This is a genomic window from Afipia felis ATCC 53690 (assembly GCF_000314735.2).
GTDB lineage: Bacteria > Pseudomonadota > Alphaproteobacteria > Rhizobiales > Xanthobacteraceae > Afipia > Afipia felis.
Genome location: NZ_KB375270.1, coordinates 1,410,135 through 1,436,168 on the forward strand (window position 1 = coordinate 1,410,135; position 26,034 = coordinate 1,436,168).

Here is a 26,034-nt window from a genome sequence, read left to right on the forward strand (position 1 = left end):
CCGCCTCAGGCGGCCCGCACCGTTTCCAGGAATTTGGCGACTTCGGTCTTCAGCCGCCGGTTCTCGTTCGACAGCAACTGCGCCGCCGAGAGCACCTGAGAGGAGGCCGATCCGGTATCGCCCGCGCCGCGATGGACGTCGGCGATGCTGGTGGCGACACGCGAAGTGCCGGCTGCTGCCTGCTGGACGTTCAACGCAATCTCCTGCGTTGCCGCGCCCTGCTCCTCGATGGAGGCAGCGATGATGGAGGCGATTTCCGACAGACGACCGATGGTGCCGCCGATCTCCTTGATCGCAACCACCGACTCTTCCGTCGCCGACTGCATGGCCGCAATCTGGGTGCTGATCTCGTGGGTCGCCTTGGTCGTTTGGGCAGCGAGCGCCTTCACTTCCTGCGCGACCACCGCAAAGCCCTTGCCCGCCTCGCCCGCGCGCGCCGCCTCGATGGTGGCGTTGAGGGCCAGCAGATTGGTCTGGCTCGCGATCGTCGTAATCAGCATGGTGACATCGCCGATGCGGTTCGCCGCTTCCGACAATTCACTGATCCGCGTATCGGTGCGCTGCGCCTGTTCAACGGCTTCCGCCGCAATCTGGTTGGACTCCGACACCTGCCGGCCGATCTCCGACACCGAAGCCGCCATTTCCTCGGTCGCGGATGCGACCGACTGGACGTTGCTGGAGGTTTCTTCCGAGGCACTCGCCACCACGGCGCTGAGTTCCTGCGTCGCGACGCTGCTCTGGGTCAATACCATCGCTGACGATTCAAGATCGGTCGAAGCCGAGCTGACATGTTCGATGATGTTGCCGACGGCGCTCTCGAAACTCTCGGCAAGCGCATGAAGCTCGGCCTTGCGGGTCGTCGCCAGCTCGCGATTCTTGGTTTCGCGCTCGACGGCCTCCTGCTCGGCCTTGGTCACCGCCTGAACCTTGAATTCTTCCACCGCGCGCGCCATCTGGCCGACTTCATCACCACGGTCGAGGCCCGGCAACTGCACCGACAGATCGCCGCCGGCGAGTTCATGCATCGCCTTGGTCATCACGACAACGGGCTTGGAGATACCGCGACCGATCAGGAACGAGAATAGCAGACCAAACGCGGAAATGACGCCCAGCACGATCTTGAGAGTGAACTGCTGCTCTTCGAGGCGCACCTGAGAAATACCGATCTCCATGCTTTTGCGCGTGCTGCTCGCGCTCATCATGTCGGAAACCAGTTGCGACACAGCCGAAAACTGATTTTCCGCATCCTTGATGAACCTCGTATCGGCCCCGGAAGCGCCCGTCTTGTCGATGACGATTTTAGCCTTGGCTGCATAGACAGCGACGGCATCTTTCAGTTTTGCGTAGTCTTCCTTCGACAAAACCGAGCTTGGCTCATACAGGCTGACCTCGAGAGCCAACAACGCATCGTCGACACGGCTAAGCGAAGTCGTGGTGTCAAATACGTAGTCCGAGATGGCTTTGGCATCCGTCTCGGTCGCCGCCGTCGTCGTGAGGCGATACAAATTGGCATGGGCCGACCAGATCGTAGAGGTGAAGTCGCTCATCAGTTCGGCTTGGCGAACCGGACCTGACATCAGGCTTTCCTCTGACGACTGATTGTGTTGAAGCGTCTTCAGGGAATAAATCCCCAGCGCGACAAGAGAGATGACCAGGAAGAGCGGCGCGATCTGAACCTTCCAGGACAAACCGATATGCCTGACGAAGGAGAATATATTAAATCTCGATGCCACTCTCGAGACCCAACCGAAATACTTGGTCCAGCCGAAAAGATTCCTGGTCCAGCCGAAAATATTGAGCTTCTTGATCCCGCCGAGCATGTCAGCCCCTTCAAACACGAGTCATCAAAATTATCGGACAGAGAACCTTCAAATCGTTGCAGATGACATCTGCTGTTGCGCACCGCGCTGTTATCGTCGCTTCTGTCCCCGAATTCCGCATGCTTTCAACGCCGGCGAATGGCCAGCAAATCCGCAAACAGACAGATGGCATAAAATAGAGAACGGTACGTTAAAATGTTACCTCCCGACGAATGGCTAAAACGCACGAATAAGCCCTGAAATATCTGCGTTTCTTCGCAGTCGGTCATTGAACGAGGACAGATTGACGCGCCTGTCTATCGCGCTGCAAAATTCCGCTCGGCGTTTGCAACTACGTGGCGCGCAATACATCACACGAATGAAATTAGCAGAGCGCTTAGTAGATGCGACGGCTGTTATTCAGTGGCTGCATCCTGCCTCGGCGCTCATGCAAATCATCCACGCGGATCACGCAATATTTGAACCTTCCGCCGCTTCCGCTGTGCTTTAATAGCTGTGAGGCGGCTCCGGCCGCTTTTTCATATTTCGAAACGACGATACGCGAGGCTCTCCATGGAATACGTCAAGTTCGGCAAAACCGGTCTGAAAGTGTCGCGCCTGTGGCTCGGCTGCATGACCTACGGCACGCCGGATCGCGGCAAACATCCATGGACCATGCCGGAAGACGCGAGCCGTCCGCTCATCAAGCAAGCGCTCGAACTCGGCATCAACGTGCTCGATACCGCAAACAGCTATTCCGATGGCACGTCGGAAGAAATCGTTGGACGCGCAGTGAAGGACTTTGCGCGCCGTGACGAAGTCGTGATCGCCACCAAGCTGTGCCTGCGAATGCGGGACGAGCCGAACGGCGCAGGCCTCTCCCGCAAAGCCGTCTTCACCGAGATCGACAACAGTCTGCGCCGTCTCGGCACGGATTATGTCGATCTCTACCAGATCCACCGCTGGGACTACGACACGCCGATCGAGGAGACGCTGGAAGCGCTGAACGATCTCGTTCGCATGGGCAAGGTTCGCTATATCGGCGCATCATCGATGCATGCCTGGCAGTTTACGAAGGCGATCTACACCTCGCGCCTGCATGGCTGGAGTGAGTTCGTCAGCATGCAGGATCACCTCAACCTCCTGCACCGCGAGGAAGAGCGCGAAATGCTGCCACTGTGCATCGATCAGGGCATCGCCGTCGTGCCATGGAGCCCGCTGGCGCGCGGCCGTCTGACCCGCGACTGGGACGACATCAGCGAGCGTTCCAAGACCGATGCGTTCGGCAGCACTCTTTACACGCAGGCCGTCGATGCCGACAGAAAGATTGTCGAGGAAGTCGCGCGGATCGCGAAAACACGCGGCGTGCCGCGGGCGCAGGTCGCACTCGCATGGGTCGCGCAGAAGCGCGGTGTCACCGCTCCGATCATCGGCGCCTCGAAGCCGCAGCACCTGACCGATGCGGTCGCCGCGCTGTCGCTGAAACTGACCGATGAAGAGATCAAGGCGCTGGAAGCGCCTTACGTGCCCCACCGCATCGCGGGCTACGACTAACGCCTGCCCGCACACCAAGTCGCCGACCGGCAAGCCTCTCAGGAATCCATCAGCGCTGAAGCTTGGATTGCCTGAGCGGCTTTAGCTGAACCTGTTTCCATAAGGCTGCGGCGGCGGGAGATAGCCGGGTGTCGTTCAGACAAGCCAGCCCTATACGACGGGTCACAGCTGGCCTGAGGCGGCGGAATACAACTCCCTCGTACGTGTTCGGTATCGAAAGCGATGCGACAAGCGAAACACCCTGCCCTCTCGCGACAAACTCAAAAATAGAGGTCAATTGCGAGAGTTCGTGAGTGACTTTCGACTGCAACCCGGCTTTCGCGAAAGTCCGCGACACCAACCCGCCCGAGCCCGCATAAGTTAGAATAAACGGATAACGGATCAGGTCGCGCAAGCTCACCGTTTCATCGGCGGCGAGAACATGATCGGTCGGCAATACGGCAACCAGTTCGTCTGCCGTCAATATCTGGGTGTCGAGCCTGTCATTCGGCAGCGTGACGATGCCGATCTCGATCTTGCGATCGAGCAAAGCCTGCTCGATTTCAAGGTCGGTGCGTTCGATGACCTGAACTTCGATGCCCGGATAGCGCCTGCGGAACGTATCCAATATCGGCGGCAGTAATTTAAGCGACGCAGTGAGGCCGAACGACCCCAGCCGCAGGATGCCGGTTTCGAGCTTCGCCCCGCTTCGGGCGACCGACTGCACCAGATTCAATGCACTGAACACATCTCGGACATGGGGAATGATCTGCTTGCCGGCAAAGGTCAGTTCCACGCCGGGCGCGTTGCGATCGATGAGCTGAACACCGAGATTGGATTCGAGCGCACGAAGCGCATGGCTTGTCGCCGATGCCGTCATGCCCAGAACGCGGCCGGCGCTTGAGATTCCGTCCGCTTTCTCGAGCGCCAGCAGCAAGTCCAGTTGCTTCAGCGTCGGGAGACTTCCCTGTTTCTGACGGGGCATTGAATTTCACTTCAATTGTGAATGAGGATTTTGAAAATTATATTTTCCCACCCAATTTCGGTCAATGAACTGGATCTACGGAATGCGCAGCCGGTCTAACGTTGCCAATGAATTCAATGCCATACGGGCTCCGATCGCCATCATCGGCGGCGGCTTTTCCGGCGCGGCGCTGGCCTGGCACCTCCGCAAAAAGAGAGTTACCGCCGACATTGTCGTGATCGAGCCGCAGGCCGATCTCGGCCGCGGGCTGGCCTATGGCACGACGGATTCCGCGCATCGGATCAACGTACCCGCGACACGGATGATCCTCGACGCGGAAGATGCGGAACATTTTCACCGCTGGCTGATCGACACCAATTATCTCGCGACCGATCCAAAGGCCGCCATGCCTGATGGCCGGCTGTTCCCGACCCGCGAGGCTTTCGGCCGCTATATCGACGAGCAGGTGCGCAATCTGTCACCCGCGATCACGCATTTGCAGGCCAAGGCTGTAAGCGCCGTCGCCACCAAAAAAAGCGGCTTCCGCATCGCCTGCGACAATGGCGAAACCGTCGAGGCCGCCACCCTGGTGCTCGCGATTTGTCACGCGCCACCCGCAGTGCCCGGCTCGCTCCGGTCGTTGCGCTCCCATCCCCGCTTCTTTCCGGACGCGTGGCGCGAAGGCGTACTGGCCTCGCTTTCACCAGATGACCGTATTCTCATCGTCGGCACCGGGTTGACGATGGCCGATATCGTGGCTTCGCTGGAGCGCGCCGGTCATCGCGGCGAGATCGTCGCCGTCTCCCGGCGCGGACTTCGTCCGCAACGGCACACCGGCAACCCGTCGGTCTTCGAGGGCGACTTCACGACGCCTCCCGTCAGGCAACCGGCTGCGTTGTCGCGCCGCATCCGCAAGGCCGTGACGGATGCCGCGCGGGAAGGATTGCCCTGGCAGATCGTGCTCAACCGTGTCCACGAACAGGGTCAGTCGATCTGGCAAAATCTCTCGGCCTCGGGCCGTCGTCAGCTTTTGCGCCACCTTCGCCCTTATTGGGACATCCATCGCTTTCGCATCGCGCCGCAGATTCACGAGACGATCGAAAAACTCATCGCATATGGCATGCTCGATATCCGAGCGGCATCCGTGAAAGCGAACTATGGCACGCTCGATATCAGGGTCGCTCCCGTGCGGGCGAACTCCACCACGCAGCATGCGATCACCGTGGATTTGCGCGCGCGCCATGACACGGAATGGAAACCCGCGACGTTCGACGCAGTGATACTGGCGACTGGCCCCGCTCATGCCATCGCAGCCGATCCGCTGCTATCATCCATGAATGAAGACGGACTGCTGCGGGCGGATCCACTTGGCCTCGGCATCAAAGTCGACCGGCTTGGCTGCGCCATCGACGGTCAGAACGAGCCTAACCCGAACCTGTATGTCGCCGGGCCGCTTGCGCGCGGTACGTTCGGCGAACTGATGGGCATATCCGATCTTTCGAGCTACGCGGAGAAGATCGCGGAACGCATCGCGGCCTCATTACAGGCTGCGAAAAGTTGCGCGCATACCACATGGGAAGACGTGCACTAGCCGACGCGAGCCTTATCCGGCACCGCTGATGGCCGGCCGATCAGATAACCGTAAGCATCGATCGGCTGCGGCCGGCCGAGCAGATAGCCCTGCATTTCCACGCATCCAGCATCTGCCAGGAAGTCGCGCTGCGCTGCCGTTTCCACGCCTTCCGCGATAACGGCAAGATTGAGCGCCTCACCGAGACTGATGATCGCGCGAATGATGGCCGACGACTGTACGTTCTTGTGAATCTGCGCGACGAAGGTCTGGTCGATCTTGATCTTGTCGAACGGGAAAGACTGCAGATACGACAGTGACGAGTAGCCGGTGCCAAAATCGTCCATCGCGATGCGGACGCCGAGATTCTTGATCCGGCGCAGGATCGAGCAGGCGCGTGAGAAATCCTGCATCAGCACCCCTTCGGTAATTTCGATCTCGAGCCGCTTGGGATTCAGGCCTGTTTCCAGCAGTATCCCGTGAATGAGGCCCGGCAGATCGTTCTGCTGGAAGCTCATCGGCGAGACATTGATCGCAACCTGCAGCGCGTTGGGCCAGCTTGCCGCCTCGCGGCAAGCTTCACGCAAAATCCACGCATCGATGGCAACGATCAAACCAGTCTCTTCCGCTAGCGGAATGAAGGTGCCGGGAGCGACCAAGCCATTGACCGGGTGGCGCCAGCGCACCAATGCCTCGAAGCCGAATGGATTTCCGTCCGGACCGCCCTGAGGCTGGTAGTGCAGTTCGAACTGCCCGTTCTCAATGGCAACGCCGAGGTCATGCAGCAGCGCGCGCTTTTCGCGAAGCTGCTTGTCCATCTCCGGCTCGAAGAAGCGAACGGACCCCCGCTCCTCCTTCTTGGCACGGTACAGCGCAACGTCAGCATTGCTGATGAGCGTTTCCACATCCGCTCCGTCCTGCGGGAAAATGGAAACACCGACGGTACAGCCGCTGTGGATCGCGTGACCGTCGATCTGGAACGTCATCTCGAACGCCGTCAAGACGCGAGTGCAGATATCGCCGGCACGGGCCGGTTGCTCGCCCTCGGACGAAACGATCATAAATTCGTCGCCACCCAGCCGGGCGATGAACGCGCTGCCACATGCGGCCTGCAGACGTCGTGCAACCTCATCCAAAAACAAGTCGCCGGTGCTGTGGCCATAAGTGTCGTTGATCTCGCCGAAGCGATCGATGTCGAGGCTGAGCACGGTGAAGGAGCGCCGCTCCCGCACGGCCTCTTCCCAGACCTTGTGGACATGCTCGTTGAAGGCTGCCCGATTGAACAATCCGGTCAGGGAATCGTGTTGCGCCAGATACTGGATCTGCGCCTCGCTCTTGCGCTGCTCGGTGATGTCCTCATGCGTTCCGACCCAGCCGCCGTTCTCCATCGCCTGATACGAGACGCTGATGGTGCGACCGTCTACCAGTTCAAGAACCCATCGGGTGAATTCGCGATTCTCCACCGAATTCCAAAGCCGCGAGGAATAGGCGTCCAGATCCTTGACGATCGTTCCTGCCTTCTTCCTTGCCGCCAACATTTCGTCGACCGTCATGCCGACGCGAATGTCTTCCGGCGCGAGCTTGTACATCGCGAGGTATTTTCCGTTCCACAACTGCAGGCAATTGTCGGGTCCGAACATGCACAGGCCCTGCATCATGTTGTCGATCGCCGCGTTGAGCTGCATATTGCGCTCATTGATGTCGCGACGACTGCGGCGATCGGAGATCGCGCTGATCAGGCAGGCGACGACGAAAGCGGCCATTACCGAAGCCACGCCCCCCGAAAGAGCAAAAGGCGAAAGCCCGACGCTCTCTGACGTCGCCGAAGAATCCGGGATCAGCCCTATCGCGCTGATGGCAATCAGATGGTCGGATAAGATCGCCACCACCAACAGAACTGCAGCCATCCCGCCATGCCACAACGTCTCGCCGCGGCGTGCGATGAAGAAGGAAAGCGCACCGAAACCCATGCCGCATATGATCGAGAGAGTCAGCAGGTCCGGCATCCACACGATATCAGCCGGCATCCGCAACGATGCTATTCCGACGTAATGCATCAACGACGTTGCGACACCGAAGATCACGCCACCAATCAACGGCGCCCAGATGCGGTCGCCATAGGTCGCCGTGACGAATCCAGTACCCATCATGATGATTGCGATGCCAAGCGAAGCAACCGTCATCGGGAAATCGAATGAAACCGGGATCCCGGGCGTATAGGCCAGCATTCCGATGAAGTGAGTGGCCCAAACACCGCATCCGCTCACGAGACCGGCCGTAAGCGCCCAGAACAGGCGCGACGAATCCTTGTCGTCGGCATTCGCACGCTGATACATGTTGAGGGCAGCAAGACTGGTCAGCAGACAAACGCCCGCCGCCAGAAGAAGCAGCCTCCAGTCATGTTGGGAATCCAGACAGGTAATAATTCTCAGCATTTCAACGGTTGCGGTCGTTCCTAGGAACGAAAAACCTATCAACCAGCGGTATGTTGCTGCTTAACGTGTTATTCCAATGCGGTTGTTGGTAAATGCGCTGTAAACAACGGCAGAAAATGAGGCCCGGTAGCGCTTATTTCTGACGCCTTCCCGGAATTTCCGGTGAATTTCTTCTGGGATGAAGTTCGCCGTGACAATGTGCTCATAGAGCGGCCCTATGCCCCCGGCACAATGAATGCTTGCCCACGTGTCGGAGAGGCTTGCTTAGCCCGGAACGTTTGCAAACTCGGTCGAACGAAAATGCAGATAGTCGGGAGAGAAATCGCCAAGCTTGGCAAGGCCGTCCCAGTCACGAATCTGGATGAGGCGGGAATCCCATTCCAGCAATTCGAGTCGCCGCAATTCCTGAATCACGCGGTTGGCATGCACCGTCGAGATGCCCGAGGCATCGGCAACATCGGACTGCGTCCAGGGAATCGTGAACGCCATGTCCTTTGCGAGACCGACCGCCCGCAAGCGCATGACCAATTCGCAGATCAAGTGAGCGACGCGGCAGATGGCATCGCGCTGCCCAAGAGTGATAACCCACTCACGAAAGATCGCCGCGTCGACGAGCGATTCACGCCAGAACACATGCGTCAGTTGCGGCGAGGCCTGAAGCAATTCCTTGAACGCCGCGTGCGGAATGAAGGCAACAACAGCAGCACCCAGCGCGGTCACCGTATGATCGAGCTTCGGCAAGTGCAGCGTCTGCAAGTCGGGAATATCACCCGGTACATGGAACGACATGATCTGTCGCTGAGAGCCATTGGCGAGCTTGTGCCGAAACAGGTAACCGTCGAGGACGAGGATGCACTGCGTGCTGATATCGCCTTCCCGGATGAGATCCTGCCCATTGGCAAAATTCTTCACAGTCATTGGCAGCTTGGCAATTCCGCGCCTGTCGCTCTCCGTCAAACTCACCACGCTGTCCAGCCGGCGCAACAATCTCGTGTAGGGTCGTCCGGCTTCCATGCCTGCCTCTGCTGTGAGACCGAATTGGCCACCGAGGCCAACGGTTCCCCGGCATGCCAGTTCCTCCCGGCTTGGTTCCATAACCCATGTTAATGGTTACGCAGGTTGTTCTCGAAAATGGGGGTTTGCCCTTATTTTCTCGCAGCTTTTTGACCGCAGTGACGCCAGTTCCCTGAAAAGCTGCGGCCTCGGAGAAAGGAAGCCATGCCCGAACCGAGGGGCTTGCCACCTTAAAAACACCAAGCCGCCACCGTCGCGAGGCAATCGGCGGCAAGTTCGTCGGTGGGTCAGGCGACTTCGAAATACATCGGACCAAATCGTTCCAAGGCGCGCGAAAAACTTCGCGCGTTATTCTCGCGGTTCATGCAACTCAAGTTAAGGACAATCGTTGGTGGTTTTTTACGATGCCGTACGAATCCAAGATTGCGTACGAATCGTTACACACCCCACAAGGAAACCACTGCATGATTCGACAGAGTTCAAAGACATGGTCGGAGCACGACCTGAAGAAACTCAAAGATTATGCTGACGCCGGCGCCTCGCATTATCGGACGGCTGCCGCTCTCAACCGTACCGTTTCCGGCGTGCGCAGCATGGCGCAGCGCCACGGTATTCGCTTCGTCTCACCGAAAGCGGCGCGTCACGCTGCCAGAGAGACAACGTCCGCGCCGCTTTCTTGAGCTGCATTGATTAATAGGAGGCGTGCTTCTCAGCCCGCCGCCGACATTTTAGCAACCTTCGTCTGCTTAAGGATGGCGACGACTTCGGCCGGCGTATCCGCGACCTGAATGCCCGCCTTTTCAAGCGCCGCGCGCTTGGAGGCGTAACCGCCGCGTCCGCCGGTGACGATCGCGCCCGCATGACCCATCTTCTTGTCGGGCGGCGACGAGCGCCCCGCGATGAAGGAGACGATCGGCTTTTTCATGGTGCGGGCGTATTCGGCCGCTTCTTCTTCCATCGCGCCGCCGATCTCGCCGACCAGCACAACAGCGTCGGTCTTGGCATCGCGATCCAGCTCCATCAACGCATCGCGCGTGGTGGTGCCGATGATCGGATCGCCACCGATGCCGATGAACGCCGACTGGCCGAGATCGGCACGGGTCAGGTTCAGGCACATCAACGTGCCGAGGCTGCCGCTGCGTGAAATCACACCAACGCGGCCCGGCTTGAAGATGTTGGGGTTATGACCAGGCATGATGCCGACGAAGCCCTCGCCCGGCGTGACGATGCCGGCCGTGTTGGGTCCGATGATCCGGCTCTTCGACACGCGTTGACGTGCGAAGATTTCCAGAACGTCGTGGGCCGGGATGTGCTCGGTGAGTGTGACGATGGTCTCGATGCCCGCATCGATCGCGTCGATGATGGCGTCCTTTGCCATCGACGGCGGAATGAAGATCACGGAGACATCGCAAGGCGTCTGCTTGGTCGCCTCGACTGCCGATCCATAGATCGGCACGCCAAGAAACGTCTCGCCTGCCCGCTTCGGATTGACGCCGGCGGCGACATCCGTGCCCATCTCCCGCATCCGCTCCGACCAGAAAGCACCCTGCTTTCCGGTCATACCCTGAACCAGAACTTTTTGTCCGCGACGATAAATCATTGCGCTGCCTCGACCGCCGCTTTCACGGCATCTTCCATGAAGTCATAGGGTTCAATGCCAAGCCGCTCACGCACGAGCTTGACTGCTTCGTCCTCGCCGGTGCCGTGAATCGAGAAGAACACCGGCACCTTCGGCTTCAGCGTCTCCCAGGCCTTGACGACACCATCCGCCATCACGTCCGTGCGCGCGAACGCGCCGCAGAAATTGATGACGAGGCTTTTGACACCAGGGTTGGACAGCACCAGATCGAGCGCGACTTCCGCCTTGGTGTAGGCTTCGCCGCCGATCTCCAGGAAGTTGGCGGGCTTGCCGCCAAAGTGATCGATGACGTCCATGGTGGTCATGGTGAGGCCCGCGCCGTTCGCCAACACACCGACATTGCCGTCGAGCTGGATGAACTTGAGGCCATTCTCGGCGCCCCGTTCTTCCAGTGCCGTCATCTTCGCAGGTGCTGCAACCTTGGCGAGATCGGGCTGACGCATCGCTGACGAATCGTCGAGCACGAACTTGCAGTCGAGTGCCACCACGCGTCCGTCCTTGAGAACGGCCAGCGGATTGATCTCGACAAGTTCCGCATCCTTGTCCTGGAAGATCGCGTAGAGTTTCGCCAACACCTCGCCGACCGCACCCGCGGCCGAACCAAGCGGCAGGCCCTTGAGCATAGCCGCAGCATCGGCAGTGCCGAAGCCTTTGTGAATGTCCACGACGTGCTTGCGGATGGCGTCCGGATGTTTCTCGGCCACCTCCTCGATGTCCATGCCGCCTTCGGTCGAAAACAGCACCAGCGGCGCACGGCTTGCCACGTCGATCAGAACGGCGGCGTAAAGCTCGCGCTCGATCGGACATAGCTGCTCAACCAGCACCTGCGAGACGCGATGCCCGCCGATGCTCATCGACAGAATGTCGCGCGCTGCGCTGGCGGCTTCATCGGCGGTCTTGGCGATCTTGATGCCGCCCGACTTGCCGCGCTTGCCGGTCGGCACCTGCGCCTTGATGACGGATGGACCGATGGCCGTGACCGCCGCCGAAGCCTCCTCCGGCGTCTTGCAAACCCGGCCTTCCGGCGTCGGAACGCCGGCCGGCACGAGTACGTGATGCTTCGCTGCATACTCCTCGAGATTCATGTCCTACCCCTTACTTGCCGTAACGTGCCCAATGCGGCCCGAACAGCTCTTCCTCGCTCGGCTTGTCCTCCGGAATCGGCGTGACAAGGTGCGTGACGTTGATGAAGTGCTTGTAGTTCAGGTTTTCCGAGATGCTGTTCTTCTGCCAGGAGCCGCAGCCCATGGTCAGCGTGAACTCCAGGCCGCTGTCGAAACCGCCGCCATTGCCGAAAGTGTGGGCGAAGTTGACGAGCACGCGCACCACCGGAAGCTCTTCCGCGAGCTCGCGCGCGCGCTCCAGCTTGGTGGTGTGCAGGCCCATCGAGTGGCCTTTGCCCTGATGGTTGAGGATCTTGTGAACGGTGTTCTTGGCCGCCTCGAAATCCTTGGCGCGATAGACGGTCAGCACCAGCGACAGTTTCTCGCCCGAGAGCGGATAGTCGCGGCCGATGCCGGTTTCCTCAACGAGGAGGAACTTGGACTTCGCCGCCTCGTCCGGAAGGCCGAAGGCTTCCGCCAGAATCGACATGTCGCGCGCGATCAGGTGACGGTTGAGCTTGCCGTTCTTCCACAGCTCACCGACAACCTTGGCCTTGGAAGCCGGATCGACCAAGAAGGCGCCTGCCTTCTTCAGCGCGGCAATCGCCTTGTCGTAGCAGGCGTCGACGATCACCACCGAGTTCTCTGAAGAACACGAGGTCGAATTGTCGAACGTCTTGGATGCGCAGATCTTCTGCGCGGCGGAATCGAAATCGGCCGTTTCGTCGATGATGACCGGCACGTTGCCCGCGCCGACGCCGATCGCCGGCGTTCCGCTCGAATAGCCGCGGCGCACGTTATCCTGCGAGCCGGTGATGACGACGAGATCGACCGCCTCCATCAGCGCCTGGGTCGTTTCCTTGGTGATCGGCGACGGCAGGATCTGCACGAGATCCTTAGGCAGGCCGATCTGATCCAGCGCATCGCGCATGTAGTTCACAACCATTTCGGTCGTGTGCAAACCAAGCGGCGACGGCGCGATGATGATGGCATTGCGTCCCTTGATCGCCATCAGCGCCTTGTTGACCGGCGTGGCGCCGGGGTTCGTCGAGGGCGTGATCGCGCCGACCACGCCGATGGGCTTGGCGAACTTCACGATGCCCCGCTTCACGTCACGCTCGATCTCACCGACCGTCTTGGCGCGCAGCATGTCGCGCAGCGTGCCGAAGGTCTTGCGCTGCTTCTTCATGATCTTGTCCGGGACATTGCCGAGGCCCGTGTCCTTCACGGCCAGCTCGGCCAGCTCCTTGGCGTGCTCCGGCTTGTAAAGCGACCATGCGATGGCACGAACAGCTTCATCGGTGCGCGCCTGATCGGCTTCCGCAAAAATCTCCTGCGCCGCACGCGCCTTGCGCATCAACTCGGCAGCGATCTGCTGCGCGTCCGAATTCCGGTTTTGCATTTCAACGACAACACTCATGATTTGCTCCATTCATCAGAATTGTTGGGGCGCCATGCCTCGCCGGACAAACCGGCGAGGCATGGCCGTTTGAGTATCAGGCCGGCGTGGGACGCGGCACCGAAGGACTATTGCGGACATCGACGAAGCGTTCGCCGGGCTTGCAGGTGAACGCCAGCATGGCGCCGATCAGCAGGAATGCGAGCGAGCCGATGAACGGCACGTCCCAGCGCCCCGTCAGGTCGATCGCGTATCCGAACACCACCGGGGATATAATGCCGGCCATGCCGAAACCAAAGTTCATGAAGCCGCTCGCGCTGCCGGAGAACTCCGGTGCGATATCCATCGGAATCGCCCAGATCGGAGCAACGATCAGTTCCGCGAAGAAGAATGCGAAGCTGAGGCAGGTCGCCACGATGTTGAGATCGTGGAAGAACAGGATCGGCAGCATGAAGCAGAACGATCCGAGGAAGCCGAGAACGATAACGCTGATGCGCGCCTTCCCGACATCACCAGTCTTCCTCAGGATCCGGTCGCTAAGAATGCCGCCGACTGTGTCGCCGACCACACCGGCCAGGAAAACGCCCGCGGCGAACAGCGCCGACTTCTTGATGTTCAGATTGAACTCGTGAAGGAAGAAGGACGGCAGCCAGTTCAGATACAGCCAGAGAATCCAGCCGTAGCAGAAGTCCGTTGCCGTCACCGGCATCATGCGCTTGAGCAGCGGCCCCCACGGCACGGATTTGCGCGTGGCGACGACCGTCGCAGGTGGAAGACCCGCCAATTCATCCGGTGTGATCTGCGAATGCGTACGCGGATCATCGCGGAAATAGATGAACCACACCGCCGACCAGATCAGCGCGGCTGCGCCGAGGAAGAAAAATGAATCACGCCAGGAGAACGACACGACGATCATCGCAATCAGCGGCGGCGTCAGCGCGTTTCCGGCACGAGAGAAAGCATGGGTGATGCCCTGTGCGAAGGCGCGCTGATCAGGCCGCATCCAATTTGCGAGCGCGCGCGTGGCGGTCGGGAATGCAGGTCCCTCGCCGATACCCAGCGCAAGGCGCGACAGGAACAACGCGGCAAGACCGCCGACAAAGCCGGTCCAGATCGTCGAAAGACCGACGAGAACGCCGCATAACGCGAGCGTCACACGCGGCCCTAACCGGTCGCCGAGCCAACCGCCTGCGATTTGAAAGAAAGCGTAAGGATATGCGAAGGCGGAGAACGCGATCCCGAGCTGGGTCGCCGTCAATCCGAGGTCCTTCTGCATGAACGGCGCCGCGGTCGAGATGTTCACGCGGTCGACGTAGAAGATGAGATACATGAAGCAAGTAGTAAGCAGAACCAAGCGGCTCGCTTTATTGCGCATGGCCATTGGAGACCTCCCAATATTTCGCTGCTGTCCGCCAGGTTCAGTGCCCAGCTTCAAAATGACGCAGCCTTTATTCTGACCATGCTACAGGAGAGCAATTCCCATAAGGAAATTGATAATCTGCATCGCATCCATTCGCGAGATTTATCAACGAAGGCCGGCGCATGGTGCCCGCGCCGGCCTCTTTATACTATCGAATGGCGATAATTAGCTCGCCTCCGCGGGAACCGGCGTCTTCCGCTTCGCCCAGGTCCGCTGCAGGAACGGCAGCGCCAGAATAACGGCGGTGCAGGCCATCACGGTTCCCGAAATCGGACGGGTGAAGAATACCGTCCAGTCATTGCTGAAGCTGATCATGGAATTCATGAACGCGGCTTCCGTCAAAGGCCCGAGGATCACGCCGAGAACCAACGGGGCGATCGGAAACTTGAAGCGCTCGAACAGATAGCCGATGACGCCGAACCCGATCATCAGCCACAGGTCGGTGACGCTGTTGCGGATCGACAGCGCACCGACAAAGCAGAGCGTCATCACGTAAGCCGACACCACCGCTTCAGGCAGATCGAGAATCTTCACCAGCGGCCGGATCGCGAAATAGCCGACGACACACATCAGCGCGAGGCCAACGAACACCGAGGCGAATACCGTGTAGACGATCGGCGCCGACGTCATCATGACCTGCGGGCCCGGCTGAATGCCGTGCAGCATGAAGGCACCGAGAATGATCGCGGTCGCACCTGAGCCGGGAATGCCGAGCGCAAGAAGCGGCACGAGCGCACCACCGACGGACGCCGTTGCCGCCGCTTGCGGCGCGACGATGCCCTCCGCGATGCCGGTACCCATTTCCTTGCGGCGCTTGCCGAACTGGGACTCCATGCCATAGCTCACGAAGGATGCGATGGTCGCGCCCGCTCCGGGAATGAGACCAATGATATTGCCGAGGATGCTCGCCCGCGCGAACATCCACTTCAGCGCACTCATTTCCTTCCAGGTCGGCAGTTCGGTCCGGGCGTTGCCGATCTTCTCGACAGGCTTTGTCGAGAACCCGGTCTCGAGTCGCGACAACACCTCGCCAATGCCATAGGCGCCAACCATCACGACGAGAAACTCAATACCATCGGCGAGGATCGGCGAGTCGAAGGTGAAGCGCGAGGCTCCGTAGGTTTCATCGGTGCCGACCGACGAGATCAAAATGCCGACACAGAGGCTGATGAGAGCATTGGCAAGCGAACCGCTGCCGAGCGCGACGACGCTGGAGAGACCGAACACCAAGACCGCGAAATATTCCGGCGTCGAAAAACGCAGAGCGAAATGTGCAAGCGGCTGCGTCATGAGCACCATGATAATGGCCGAGAGCAAACCGCCGCCAAGCGCCGCCACCAGAGTCCAGCCGAGCGCTTTCGCAGCTTTGCCCTTGCGGCCCATCGTATACCCGTCCCACAGCATCGGAACGTCGATGGGCTCCCCCGGTATCTTGAACAGGATCGCCGTGAAAGCGCCGCCATATGTGCCCGACACATACATGGCTGTCAGCAGCACGATCGAGGCGGTCACATCCATGTGGTAGGTGAAGGGCAGCGTAAGCGCGACGCCCATCACCAAGGTCAAACCTGGCAGCACGCCGACCAGCAGACCGATCACGATGCCCACGAAGAGCATGAACATGTGGCTCAACGTGAAGCAGTTGAGGAAGCCGTTCCCCAGCTGAAGGAGAATCTCACCCATAATTATGTCCCCTCGCCTCAGGCGCCGATGATGTGACGAATGAAATCAGTGAAGGCATCGAATGGTGGCGCGCCGCGTGGCAGCGAAACGTAGGCCACGCGCATGAACAGCAGCGCTGCTCCGACCGTGATGCCCGTGCCGGTCAGCCAGATCGCAAGATGGTTGCGATAACCGCCGAGATACATGAACGCGATGAGGAAGATGAAAGTCGAAAGCAGGAATCCCACCGTCGTGACTACGGCTGCGTAGACCAGAACGAGGACGATACCGCCGATGAGCAAATGAGGGTACTTGGGGGCCTCAACCTCCGCATCCTCATCCTCTTTCTCGAAAGTCTCGGCGATGCCGTGCGTTTCCTGATTCATGCCCAGCAACCGACGTCCGATCTCGATCAGGCAGATCAGCGCCATCACGGCGATCGTCGCCTTCGGCCAGAAATCCGGACCGAGGTCGCCCTGACGCGGGGTATATTCGATCTGCTGGGCGTAGTGATACAGAATGCCGGATACAATCAGGCCGGCGACATACGGAATAGTCTGACGGAGTGCGGTGTTTCCCATAACGTCGCCGACCTGTCTTGTTGCGTGATGATTTTCAGCAGGCGATTAGTTCGCCGCTGTCGCTTTCTTCATGTCTTCGAGCTGTTCCTTGACGAAGGCATCAGCTTTCGTCGAAGGCTCGAAGCTTGTCGGTTCACCGAACTGTTCCACGAGAAACTTCTTGTACTCGGGCATTTCAGCAACCTTGGCGAGCGCGTCGGACAGCTTCTTGACGACGTCCGGCGGCGTTCCCGCACGCACGACGATCGAGCGGAACTGAGGCAGCGCGATCTTGTAGCCAAGCTCGTAAGACGACGGCACGTCCTTAAACGCATCGAGGCGCTTTTCTCCGAACAGGAGAATCGGACGCATCTGCTTGCTGCTCAGGAACTGAGCGACGTCACCGGCCTGCTCGTAGAGAGCATCCGCATGGCCGCCGAGGATCGAGACATAGCGCTCGCTCGGCTTCGCGAACGGCACCTGCACGACCTTCACGCCGCCGCTCTTTTCAACGACGCTCAGAGAGAAGTCGTCAACGCTGCCGAAGCCAAGCGTCGCGACCTTCAGCTTGCCGGGATTGGCCTTGGCGTCCTTCTCGAAATCGGCCCAGGTCTTGTACTTGCTGTCTTCCTTCACGAAGATGAAGGACGGCCCCTTGATCATCACCGCCACCGGCGTGATGTCATTCATGGTCCAGCGCGGCGACTTGCCGGCGAGAAGCGCGTGGCTGTCGGCGATATAGACCGCCATTGAATAGCCATCGGCGGGCGACGCCATCAACTTGGCCATGCCGGTCGCACCGGTGCCACCGGGCACGTTCACAACCGGAATGCTTTGCCCGATGATGGGCTCCATCAGCTTGCTGACGAGACGTGCAAGCTGGTCCGCGCCGCCACCGGGGCCCCACGGAACGATCAATTCTATCGGACGTTCAGGATAGCCCGCGGCTGCAGCGGGGCCACTCAGTGGCATGCTGCAAAGAAAAGCCGCAGACAAAACAGCAAGAGCCTTCCCAGCCCAACGGGCTGGCTGTCGTATCGCCTCCATGGTCACCTCCCAGCGACGGTTTTTGTAGACTTTATCGGTGGGCTTGGTTGCCCACTTCACATAAAATCACTTTTTCGTATGGTGCACGATGCAGCACTCGTGACAAAATTGATTAGCTGCATGAGCATCATTCGCGGAATTTATCAGTGAATCAAGACCTCGACATTTCGCTACTGCGAACGTTTGTCGCCATCGTCGATACGGGCGGCTTGACTTCGGCAGGAAAAAAAGTTGGCCGCACGCAACCTGCGATCACGCATCAGATCAAACGCCTCGAAGGAGTCGTTGGTCGGACGCTGTTCGGAGAAAACCGGCGGCAACTCGTCCTAACCCCTGATGGAGAGGTGCTTCTTGAATTTGCGCGCTCGATGTTGCGCCTCAATGACGAAGCGCGCGGACGATTCTCGACGCCGGGAATCGCCGGTCACGTCACACTCGGCACGCCGGATTTATATGCCGCCTACCTGCTGCCGGAAGTTCTCGACAACTTTTCTCGGTCGCATCCAAATGTGGAAATCCATTTGCGTTGCACCCGCAGCGTCTATCTGAGCGCTGCGCTGGAGCGCGAGGAAATCGACATCGCCCTGATGACCAACCAACCGGGCTTCCGGCGCGGCGAACTGATTCGTCATGAACCCGTGGTGTGGGCGGCCAGCCTGAACGGAACGCAGGAATTACGCCGTCCGTTGCCACTCGCGCTCCTGCCGCAGGGCAGCGTCTATCGGCAGATCGCGATCGACGCGCTCAACACCGCTGAACTCCCGTGGACGCTTCGCTCGATCTGCGACAGTTTCGCCGGGTTGCAGGCCGCAGTCCTGTCCGGAATCGCGGTCTCGGCGTTTCCACGCTGTACCATCACGCCGAACATCCGCGTTCTGAACAAGGGCGATGGATTGCCGGAGCTGCCGTCCATCGAGATGGTGCTGCATCGCAAGGAGCAAGGCATTTCGGAAGCGGCCGAGCAATTGGCCCGCTACATCGCGCGCGAACTCGGCAATGTCGCGCCCTCCGGAGAAGGATAGCAACGCGAAGTGCGGCATCACCACGCATCTCCGTCCACAAAAAAACCCGGCCACGAAGGCCGGGTTTCTTGTTTCAGGCCGGATCAAATCATCCGGCTCGATGCGATGACGGTTACGAAACCTGCTGCGGACGCATGTCCTCGCGGTTGATGCCCGCAACCTTGACAGGCTTTTTCATCGCATCGCGGCGGAACGGCTCGCCCAGCTCCTGATTGAGCAGCACTTCGATGAAGGTGGTGATGCCCTTCTTCTGGTCTTCGCAGGACTGACGCAATGCGTTGGTCAGCTCTTCCTGAGTTTTGACCTGAACACCCTTCAGCCCGCATGCGGTCGCGACCTTGGCGTAGCTCAGGTGCCGGTCGAGTTCGGTGCCGACGAAGTTGTTGTCGTACCACAGCGTCGTGTTGCGCTTCTCCGCGCCCCACTGATAGTTGCGGAAGATCACCATGGTGATGCCGGGCCATTCTTCACGACCGACCGAGCTCATTTCGTTCATCGAAATACCGAACGCACCGTCGCCCGCGAAACCGACGCACGGCGTGTCGGGGTTGCCGATCTTGGCGCCGATGATTGCCGGGAAGCCATAGCCACACGGACCGAACAGGCCCGGCGCCAGATACTTCCGGCCTTCGTCAAACGTCGGATAGGCATTGCCGATGGCGCAGTTGTTGCCGATGTCGCTGGAGATGATGGCATCACGCGGCAGACCGGCCTGAATCGCACGCCAAGCCTGACGCGGCGACATCAGTTCCTTGTCACGAACGCGCGCATCCTTGTTCCAGCTGGTGCCCGGATCATCGTCCTCGTGATCCATGCTGGACAGAGTCTGCAGCCACTTCGACTTGGTGGTGTGGATGAGCGCCTTGCGCTCCTCGCGACCGGCATTGCCGGCGGTCGAGGTCAGCTTCGCGAGGATGCCCTGCGCGACCTGCTTGGCGTCGCCACAGATGCCGACGGCCACGGGCTTGGTGAGGCCGATACGGTCGGGGTTGATGTCGACCTGGATGATCTTGGCATCCTTCGGCCAGTAGTCGATGCCGTAGCCCGGCAGCGTCGAGAACGGGTTGAGACGGGTGCCGAGCGCAAGCACGACGTCAGCCTTCGCAACGAGCTCCATCGCGGCCTTCGAGCCGTTGTAGCCGAGCGGACCGACGGAGAGGCGGTGACCGCCGGGGAAGGAGTCGTTGTGCTGGTAGTTGTTGCACACCGGCGCATCGAGCTTTTCAGCCAACGCGACGCAATCAGGAATCGCACCGCCGATCACCACGCCCGCGCCGGACAGGATGACGGGGAATTTGGCGTTCGACAGGAGCTTCGCGGCTTCCGCAATCGCGTGTTCGCCGCCCGCCGGGCGCTCGAAATCGACGATCGCAGGAAGGTTGATGTCGATCACCTGCGTCCAGAAGTCGCGCGGGATGTTGAGCTGGGCCGGCGCGGAGAGACGCTTCGCCTTCATGATAACGCGGTTCAGCGTTTCGGCGACGCGGGAAGGATCGCGCACTTCTTCCTGATAGCAGACCATGTCGCGGAACATCGCCATCTGCTCGACTTCCTGGAAGCCGCCCTGCCCGATGGTCTTGTTCGCCGCCTGCGGCGTCACCAGCAGCATCGGCGTATGATTCCAGTACGCGGTCTTGATCGGGGTCACGAAGCCGGTGATGCCCGGGCCGTTCTGGGCGATCGCCATCGCCATCTTGCCGGTGGAACGGGTGTAGCCGTCGCAGATCAGGCCGCCGTTGGTTTCATGGGCGACGTCCCAGAAGGTGATGCCGGCCTTCGGGAACAGATCCGAAATCGGCATGAACGCCGAACCGATGATGCCGAAAGCATGCTCGATGCCATGCATCTGAAGCACTTTCACAAAGGCTTCTTCCGTTGTCATTTTCATAGGCGAACCCTCTCTTTTTACAGTGTCTGCGGGGAGTGCTGGTCCTGACCGGACCTCAGGATTTCCAGCCGTATGTGCCATGCAGCTTGACGAGACGCAACGAATATCTCAATTTCAATTTTAAGATGTTTCATTTATCGGAATAACGGTGTATAGCATGGGTATGAACGAGCTTTTTGGTGCCCTGAAGCCATTGGCCCTGCTGGAGGCCATCGCCGGATTGCAACATCCTGCGAGTCTCGCCGAACTGGCGGTGACCGTCGGCGTGCCGAAGCCCACGATGCATCGCTGGCTTGGCTCGCTCGAACAGGCGGGCCTTATTCAGCGCACGCCCGACGGGCGGCGCTATGAACTCGCCATGCGGGCGACTCAGCTTGCATTCTCCATTCTTTCGAACCGCCCCGGCGGCACGCTCCGGCACGAAATTCTGCGGCGCGTGGTGCAGGAGGTCGGTGAATCCTGCAATCTCACGGTGCTCGACGGCACGCAGGTCACTTATCTCGACCGCGTCGAGTCCAAATGGCCGCTGCGCATCACGTTCCAGCAGGGCTCGAAAGTCCCCGCTTACTGCTCCGCGAGCGGCAAACTGTTTCTCGCGCTGATGCAACCGGCCAAGCGCGATCTCGTTATTTCCGAAATGAATTTCGAACGCATGACGGACAACACCGTCACGGAAAAGTCCGCTCTGCTGAACGAGTTGTCAGAAATCCGTCGCGATGGTTACGCACTCGACCGCGAAGAATTTCTCGCGGGTCTCGTCTGCCTCGCCGTGCCGATCATTCACCAGAAGGGCCGCAATCGCGTCTGCGCCGCGGCGCTGGCGATCCAGGCTCCGGTGACGCGGATGTCGCAAGCCGAAATGATCAAGAAAATTCCACTGCTGCAAAATGCCGCCAAGGCCATGAGCGCAACTATCAGCGCCGACGTCGGAGCCACCTGATGCCATCCCCTTCATCTCACCCGAAACTCGATGCTCTCGAACAGGCCGCGCGCGGCAAGGGCCGCCTGAGCGTCGCCGTCGCCTACCCCTGCTCGACCGATGCACTTGGCGCCGCCTTGTCGGCTTACGAAGAAGGCATCATCGACCCGATTCTCGTCGGCCCGCGACGCCGGATCGAGGCTTGCGCGGCAGAGTTGAAGGCCAGCCTCGATAACGTGCGCATCGTCGATGCCGACGACGATCCGATTCTGTCCTCGCGCGCTGCGGTGGCACTCGTCAGCGCGGGCGAAGCGAAGTCGCTGATGAAGGGCTCGCAGCACACTGATGAGCTTCTCGGTGCAGTGGTCTCGCGCGAGGCGAACCTGCGTACCTCGCGGCGTATGAGCCATGTGTTCTGGTTCGATCTTCCCGCCTACCACAAGCCACTGATGATCACCGACGCCGTGGTCAACATTCAGCCGGGCCTGAAGGAAAAGGTCGACATCCTCGCCAACGCGGTCGATTTCGCACACCGCATCGGCTTCGAGGCACCGAAGGTCGCGATTCTGTCGTCGGTCGAAACCGTCAATCCGGATCTGCCATCCACCATGGATGCCGCCGCGCTGACCAAAATGGCCGACCGCGGCCAGATCGCGGGCGCCATCGTCGACGGTCCGCTGGCGTTCGACAACGCAATTTCGGCGCAGTCCGCCAAGACCAAGAAGATCGCGTCCGCAGTTGCGGGCGATCCCGATCTCCTGATGGTGCCGAACCTCGATGTCGGCAACATTCTCTACAAGTCGTTCATCTATATGGGCGGCGGCGAATGTGCGGGCGTCGTACTCGGCGCGAAGGTGCCGGTGATCCTGACGAGCCGCGCCGATTCACGCCGTGCACGCATTGCATCCTGTGCGCTTGCGCGGCTGAGCCTCGCGTAACAGCCATTCCCTTCCCGTAAATCTCGACGATCCTCAAAACAAAACGGCCCGGTCAGAGACCGGGCCGTTCGAGTTTGTAGCGTCGTATCGCTTACGCGACCAGCGCCGCCGGAGCGGTGCCACCCGCCTCGATGCGCTTCCGCGCCAGGCGGGAAATCCATATCGCTGATAGCGCGCTGATCGTACCTGCAAACACGCAGTACCAGGCTATCGCCCAGCCCGCATTCCCCGCGTAGCGTTGCACCAGATAGGTCGCGATGATCGGCGTAAGGCCGCTCGCGAAGATTCCGGAGAACTGGTAGACGAACGAGATGCCGGTGTAGCGCACCTGCGGTCCGAACAGATCGCAGAACAGCGCGGCTTCAGGTCCGTAGATCGACGCATAGAGAATTCCGAACGGAACAATCAGCGCCGCCCACACGAACACGACCTGGTCCGGATGGGTCATCCAGATATAGAACGCCGGCAAAGCCGAGAGGCCGGTAATCAGCGAGCCCCAGGCGTAGGTCTTGGTGCGGCCCACGCGATCCGACACATGGCCGAAGTACGGAATGAACGCACACATGATCAACGCCGCGGCGCAGACGCCCAGCAGGGCCTCGGTACGCGGAATCTTGAGCTGCGAGGTCAGGAAGGCAATCGAGTACACACCGAAGATGTTGAAGAACACGCCGTCGATGTAACGCGCGCCCATGCCCGCGACGATCTCCTTCGGATATTCCTGGATCATGGTGGCGAAAGGAATCTGCACTTCCTTCCGGCTTTCCTTGATCTTGGCGAACTCCGGAGTCTCCATGATGTTGAGGCGGATATAAAGTCCAACCAGCACCAGCACGAAGCTCAGGATGAAGGCAACGCGCCAGCCCCACGCGAGGAACTGCTCGTTGGTCAACGAGTAGGACAACAACGCCACCACGCCGGACGCAAGACACAGGCCGATCGACAGGCCGATCTGCGGCAAGCTCGCATAGAGACCACGCTTCTCCGGCGAAGCATATTCGTATGTCATCAGCACCGCGCCGCCCCACTCGCCGCCAAGGCCGATGCCCTGCAGAACGCGCAGCACCAGCAAGGCGATCGGCGCCCAGATGCCGATCTGTGCGTAGGTCGGCACCAGACCGATCAGGAAGGTCGCGACGCCCATAATCATCAGCGTGAGGACAAGCATGCTCTTACGGCCGATGCGGTCGCCGAAGTGACCGAAGATCACGCCGCCGAGCGGACGGGTCACGAAGCCCACCGCGAACGTCGTGTAGGCAAGCATCGTTGAGATCACCGGGTCGCCGGACGGGAAGTAAAGCTGATTGAAAACGATGCCGGCAACGACACCGTAGAGAAAGAAGTCATACCATTCGACGGTCGCCCCTATCAGAGATGCGAGAACGACGCGTTTTAAAAGTGCCTTATCTGCCATGTTGGCTCTCCCCAGTTAACAGGATCATTCCTTAAGCTGCGATCGAACTTTCTTTCGAGTCCGCTAGAATCATATCGGATGCCTTTTCCGCGATCATCACGGCCGGTGCATGCGTATTGCCGGAAACGAGGGTTGGCATGATCGAACAATCGACCACGCGCAGACCTCCGATGCCGTGGACCCGAAGCCGGTCATCCGTCACGGCCATCGAATCCGATCCCATCTTGCAGGTGCCAGTGGGATGGAAAATCGTCGCACCGTATTCACGTGCGAAATCGAGAATCTCGTCGTCGCTGCGCACATCCGCGCCGGGCTTGTATTCCTCGACGAGATAAGGCTTGAGCGCACTGGTCGACGCAAGGCGGCGTGCGTACTTGATCGATTCCACCGCGCAAATGCGATCGGTTTCGGCCTCGAGATAGTTCGGCCGCATCGACGGCGGTTCCATCGGGTCGGTCGATTTGATCTCGACCGTCCCGCGCGACTCGGGCCGCAACTGGCAGACCGAGAACGTGCAGCCCGACCACGGATGCGGCTTGCCGCCCGCCATGTCGGCTGACAGCGTGCCGAAATGAAACTGGATGTCCGGCGTTGCCGAGCCGGGCAGAATCTTCGTGAACAGACCACCCTGGTTGATGCCGATGCCGAGCGGACCGGTGCGCGTCAGCAGCCACTGCAACCCGATCTTGGCCTGGCTGAACAGCGTCCGCAGATCGTCGTTCGTGGTGATCGGCTTCGAAACTTTGTACATCAGGCGCAGTTGCAGATGGTCCTGCAGATTCTGGCCAACGCCCGGCAAATCATGCACCACGTTGATGCCGTGCTTCTGCAGAAGCGACGCAGGCCCGATGCCCGAAAGCTGCAGGAGCTGCGGCGATTGCAGCGCGCCTGCCGACAGGATCACCTCACGCGACGCGCGCGCTTCCCGCTCGACACCGTTCTGACGATATCGCACGCCGACCGCGCGGCGGCCTTCGAGAATGACGCCGGTCGTATGTGCGTCCGTCTCGATGCGGAGATTGGCGCGGTTGCGCGCGGGTTTGAGATAGGCAACCGCTGACGAAATCCGCAAGCCGTTATGCGTGAACAGCTGATAGTAGCCGACGCCTTCCTGATTCCCGCTGTTGAAATCCTCGGTGCGCGGCACTCCAAGTTCACTTGCGCCGCGAATGATGGCTTCCATCAGTTCGTGCTTGCCGCCGATGTCGGACGACCACAACGGCCCCTTGTCGCTATGCGTTGCGTTTGCGCCGCGGCTGTTGTGCTCCGACTTCATGAAATAAGGCAGGACGCTGTTCCAGTCCCAGCCGGTGTTACCGAGCTGTGCCCAGTGATCGTAATCCTCACGCTGACCGCGAATGAAGATCAACCCGTTGATCGAGCTCGAACCGCCGAGACCGCGACCGCGCGGCCAGTAAATCCGGCGATCCTTCATGTTGGGTTCGGGATCGGTGTAGTAGCCCCAGTTGTAGGCCTTGTGGAACATCGTCTTCCCGTAACCGATGGGAATGTGGATCCACAGGTAGTTGTCCTTCGGCCCTGCCTCCAGCAGCAACACCTTGTGACGGCCATCGGCGCTCAACCGGTTCGCTAGCACGCAGCCAGCCGAGCCTGCCCCCACAACGATGTAGTCAAACTGATCGGCCGTTCCCACCATCACGTTTATTCCATTTATTGAGACGATTTATCTTGAAGATTGAACTTCGCA

At 59.9% G+C, this 26,034-nt stretch carries 21 protein-coding genes; 7 read left to right on the forward strand and 14 right to left on the reverse strand.

Annotated features, from left to right (window positions below; translation table 11 throughout):
- Positions 1 to 5 precede the first annotated feature (5 nt).
- Positions 6 to 1,820 (reverse strand): methyl-accepting chemotaxis protein, encoded by a 1,815-nt coding sequence (locus HMPREF9697_RS06690; protein ID WP_002716418.1) that lies wholly within the window; start codon positions 1,818 to 1,820, stop codon positions 6 to 8.
- 283 nt (positions 1,821 to 2,103) lie between these two features.
- Between HMPREF9697_RS06690 and HMPREF9697_RS20835 the strand changes: the two genes are divergently transcribed.
- Together HMPREF9697_RS20835 and HMPREF9697_RS06695 are read left to right on the forward strand one after the other, a co-directional pair.
- Positions 2,104 to 2,310, forward strand: a complete 207-nt coding sequence (locus HMPREF9697_RS20835; RefSeq protein WP_147293879.1) for a hypothetical protein — start codon at positions 2,104 to 2,106, stop codon at positions 2,308 to 2,310.
- A 62-nt stretch (positions 2,311 to 2,372) separates the two neighbouring features.
- Positions 2,373 to 3,353 carry an aldo/keto reductase gene (locus tag HMPREF9697_RS06695; RefSeq protein ID WP_002716419.1) on the forward strand — a complete coding sequence of 327 codons (981 nt, stop codon included), beginning with the start codon at positions 2,373 to 2,375 and terminating at the stop codon, positions 3,351 to 3,353.
- 49 nt (positions 3,354 to 3,402) lie between these two features.
- On the opposite strand, the gene HMPREF9697_RS06700 is transcribed toward HMPREF9697_RS06695, so the two are convergent.
- Positions 3,403 to 4,317, reverse strand: coding sequence for a LysR family transcriptional regulator (locus HMPREF9697_RS06700; protein WP_002716420.1), 915 nt, complete (start codon positions 4,315 to 4,317; stop codon positions 3,403 to 3,405).
- A gap of 82 nt (positions 4,318 to 4,399) precedes the next feature.
- Here HMPREF9697_RS06700 and HMPREF9697_RS06705 point away from each other — a divergent pair, with 82 nt between their 5' ends.
- A complete protein-coding gene (locus HMPREF9697_RS06705; RefSeq protein ID WP_051053966.1) occupies positions 4,400 to 5,887 on the forward strand; it encodes an FAD/NAD(P)-binding protein in 1,488 nt (495 codons plus the stop codon).
- On the opposite strand, the gene HMPREF9697_RS06710 is transcribed toward HMPREF9697_RS06705, so the two are convergent.
- Positions 5,884 to 8,301, reverse strand: coding sequence for a bifunctional diguanylate cyclase/phosphodiesterase (locus HMPREF9697_RS06710; protein ID WP_040307839.1), 2,418 nt, complete (start codon positions 8,299 to 8,301; stop codon positions 5,884 to 5,886). The two genes, HMPREF9697_RS06705 and HMPREF9697_RS06710, sit on opposite strands and share 4 nt — an antisense overlap.
- A gap of 264 nt (positions 8,302 to 8,565) precedes the next feature.
- On the reverse strand, positions 8,566 to 9,315 hold the full coding sequence (locus HMPREF9697_RS06715; RefSeq protein ID WP_002716423.1) for a Crp/Fnr family transcriptional regulator: 750 nt from the start codon (positions 9,313 to 9,315) through the stop codon (positions 8,566 to 8,568).
- 404 nt (positions 9,316 to 9,719) lie between these two features.
- On the opposite strand from HMPREF9697_RS06715, the gene HMPREF9697_RS06720 reads away from it, so the two are divergent.
- The gene (locus HMPREF9697_RS06720; protein ID WP_244597885.1) at positions 9,720 to 9,995 is read left to right on the forward strand and encodes a hypothetical protein; all 276 of its coding nucleotides are present in this window, start codon (positions 9,720 to 9,722) and stop codon (positions 9,993 to 9,995) included.
- A gap of 29 nt (positions 9,996 to 10,024) precedes the next feature.
- Here the strand turns inward: HMPREF9697_RS06720 and sucD are convergent, their stop codons facing one another.
- The 7 genes from sucD to HMPREF9697_RS06755 form a co-directional block, all read right to left on the reverse strand.
- Positions 10,025 to 10,915: a succinate--CoA ligase subunit alpha gene (gene sucD / locus HMPREF9697_RS06725; protein WP_002716425.1), complete on the reverse strand. Its 891-nt coding sequence runs from the start codon at positions 10,913 to 10,915 to the stop codon at positions 10,025 to 10,027.
- Positions 10,912 to 12,039 carry an ADP-forming succinate--CoA ligase subunit beta gene (gene sucC / locus HMPREF9697_RS06730; RefSeq protein ID WP_002716426.1) on the reverse strand — a complete coding sequence of 376 codons (1,128 nt, stop codon included), beginning with the start codon at positions 12,037 to 12,039 and terminating at the stop codon, positions 10,912 to 10,914. Before sucC ends, sucD begins: the two co-directional genes overlap by 4 nt.
- 10 nt (positions 12,040 to 12,049) lie before the next feature.
- Positions 12,050 to 13,477 carry an acylating sulfoacetaldehyde dehydrogenase gene (gene sauS, locus HMPREF9697_RS06735; RefSeq protein ID WP_002716427.1) on the reverse strand — a complete coding sequence of 476 codons (1,428 nt, stop codon included), beginning with the start codon at positions 13,475 to 13,477 and terminating at the stop codon, positions 12,050 to 12,052.
- Positions 13,478 to 13,553: 76 nt separating this feature from the next.
- Positions 13,554 to 14,837: an MFS transporter gene (locus HMPREF9697_RS06740; protein ID WP_002716428.1), complete on the reverse strand. Its 1,284-nt coding sequence runs from the start codon at positions 14,835 to 14,837 to the stop codon at positions 13,554 to 13,556.
- 204 nt (positions 14,838 to 15,041) lie between these two features.
- Positions 15,042 to 16,559: a tripartite tricarboxylate transporter permease gene (locus HMPREF9697_RS06745; protein WP_002716429.1), complete on the reverse strand. Its 1,518-nt coding sequence runs from the start codon at positions 16,557 to 16,559 to the stop codon at positions 15,042 to 15,044.
- A gap of 17 nt (positions 16,560 to 16,576) precedes the next feature.
- Positions 16,577 to 17,119, reverse strand: coding sequence for a tripartite tricarboxylate transporter TctB family protein (locus HMPREF9697_RS06750; RefSeq protein WP_002716430.1), 543 nt, complete (start codon positions 17,117 to 17,119; stop codon positions 16,577 to 16,579).
- Positions 17,120 to 17,164: 45 nt separating this feature from the next.
- A complete protein-coding gene (locus tag HMPREF9697_RS06755) occupies positions 17,165 to 18,070 on the reverse strand; it encodes a tripartite tricarboxylate transporter substrate binding protein (RefSeq protein WP_244597887.1) in 906 nt (301 codons plus the stop codon).
- Positions 18,071 to 18,291: 221 nt separating this feature from the next.
- On the opposite strand from HMPREF9697_RS06755, the gene HMPREF9697_RS06760 reads away from it, so the two are divergent.
- Entirely contained in the window at positions 18,292 to 19,167 is an 876-nt protein-coding gene (locus HMPREF9697_RS06760) for a LysR substrate-binding domain-containing protein (protein ID WP_002716432.1), read from the forward strand.
- 112 nt (positions 19,168 to 19,279) lie between these two features.
- Here the strand turns inward: HMPREF9697_RS06760 and xsc are convergent, their stop codons facing one another.
- Positions 19,280 to 21,055, reverse strand: a complete 1,776-nt coding sequence (xsc, locus tag HMPREF9697_RS06765; RefSeq protein WP_002716433.1) for a sulfoacetaldehyde acetyltransferase — start codon at positions 21,053 to 21,055, stop codon at positions 19,280 to 19,282.
- 163 nt (positions 21,056 to 21,218) lie between these two features.
- Here xsc and HMPREF9697_RS06770 point away from each other — a divergent pair, with 163 nt between their 5' ends.
- Positions 21,219 to 21,995, forward strand: coding sequence for an IclR family transcriptional regulator (locus tag HMPREF9697_RS06770; protein WP_040307840.1), 777 nt, complete (start codon positions 21,219 to 21,221; stop codon positions 21,993 to 21,995).
- Positions 21,995 to 22,912 carry a bifunctional enoyl-CoA hydratase/phosphate acetyltransferase gene (locus HMPREF9697_RS06775; protein ID WP_002716435.1) on the forward strand — a complete coding sequence of 306 codons (918 nt, stop codon included), beginning with the start codon at positions 21,995 to 21,997 and terminating at the stop codon, positions 22,910 to 22,912. Before HMPREF9697_RS06770 ends, HMPREF9697_RS06775 begins: the two co-directional genes overlap by 1 nt.
- Positions 22,913 to 23,003: 91 nt before the next feature.
- Here the strand turns inward: HMPREF9697_RS06775 and HMPREF9697_RS06780 are convergent, their stop codons facing one another.
- Positions 23,004 to 24,326 carry an MFS transporter gene (locus HMPREF9697_RS06780; protein WP_002716436.1) on the reverse strand — a complete coding sequence of 441 codons (1,323 nt, stop codon included), beginning with the start codon at positions 24,324 to 24,326 and terminating at the stop codon, positions 23,004 to 23,006.
- Between the two features lie 31 nt (positions 24,327 to 24,357).
- Positions 24,358 to 25,983, reverse strand: coding sequence for a GMC family oxidoreductase (locus HMPREF9697_RS06785; RefSeq protein ID WP_002716437.1), 1,626 nt, complete (start codon positions 25,981 to 25,983; stop codon positions 24,358 to 24,360).
- Positions 25,984 to 26,034: the final 51 nt, after the last annotated feature.

Coding starts and splice junctions, on each gene's coding strand:
- HMPREF9697_RS06690 (WP_002716418.1), bottom strand. CDS start 1,820: ATGCTCGGCGGGATCAAGAAGCTCAATATTTTCGGCTGGACCAGGAAT.
- HMPREF9697_RS06695 (WP_002716419.1), top strand. CDS start 2,373: ATGGAATACGTCAAGTTCGGCAAAACCGGTCTGAAAGTGTCGCGCCTG.
- HMPREF9697_RS06700 (WP_002716420.1), bottom strand. CDS start 4,317: ATGCCCCGTCAGAAACAGGGAAGTCTCCCGACGCTGAAGCAACTGGAC.
- HMPREF9697_RS06705 (WP_051053966.1), top strand. CDS start 4,400: ATGCGCAGCCGGTCTAACGTTGCCAATGAATTCAATGCCATACGGGCT.
- HMPREF9697_RS06710 (WP_040307839.1), bottom strand. CDS start 8,301: ATGCTGAGAATTATTACCTGTCTGGATTCCCAACATGACTGGAGGCTG.
- HMPREF9697_RS06715 (WP_002716423.1), bottom strand. CDS start 9,315: ATGGAAGCCGGACGACCCTACACGAGATTGTTGCGCCGGCTGGACAGC.
- HMPREF9697_RS06720 (WP_244597885.1), top strand. CDS start 9,720: ATGCCGTACGAATCCAAGATTGCGTACGAATCGTTACACACCCCACAA.
- sucD (WP_002716425.1), bottom strand. CDS start 10,915: ATGATTTATCGTCGCGGACAAAAAGTTCTGGTTCAGGGTATGACCGGA.
- sucC (WP_002716426.1), bottom strand. CDS start 12,039: ATGAATCTCGAGGAGTATGCAGCGAAGCATCACGTACTCGTGCCGGCC.
- sauS (WP_002716427.1), bottom strand. CDS start 13,477: ATGAGTGTTGTCGTTGAAATGCAAAACCGGAATTCGGACGCGCAGCAG.
- HMPREF9697_RS06740 (WP_002716428.1), bottom strand. CDS start 14,837: ATGGCCATGCGCAATAAAGCGAGCCGCTTGGTTCTGCTTACTACTTGC.
- HMPREF9697_RS06745 (WP_002716429.1), bottom strand. CDS start 16,559: ATGGGTGAGATTCTCCTTCAGCTGGGGAACGGCTTCCTCAACTGCTTC.
- HMPREF9697_RS06750 (WP_002716430.1), bottom strand. CDS start 17,119: ATGGGAAACACCGCACTCCGTCAGACTATTCCGTATGTCGCCGGCCTG.
- HMPREF9697_RS06755 (WP_244597887.1), bottom strand. CDS start 18,070: ATGCCACTGAGTGGCCCCGCTGCAGCCGCGGGCTATCCTGAACGTCCG.
- xsc (WP_002716433.1), bottom strand. CDS start 21,055: ATGAAAATGACAACGGAAGAAGCCTTTGTGAAAGTGCTTCAGATGCAT.
- HMPREF9697_RS06770 (WP_040307840.1), top strand. CDS start 21,219: ATGAACGAGCTTTTTGGTGCCCTGAAGCCATTGGCCCTGCTGGAGGCC.
- HMPREF9697_RS06775 (WP_002716435.1), top strand. CDS start 21,995: ATGCCATCCCCTTCATCTCACCCGAAACTCGATGCTCTCGAACAGGCC.
- HMPREF9697_RS06780 (WP_002716436.1), bottom strand. CDS start 24,326: ATGGCAGATAAGGCACTTTTAAAACGCGTCGTTCTCGCATCTCTGATA.
- HMPREF9697_RS06785 (WP_002716437.1), bottom strand. CDS start 25,983: ATGGTGGGAACGGCCGATCAGTTTGACTACATCGTTGTGGGGGCAGGC.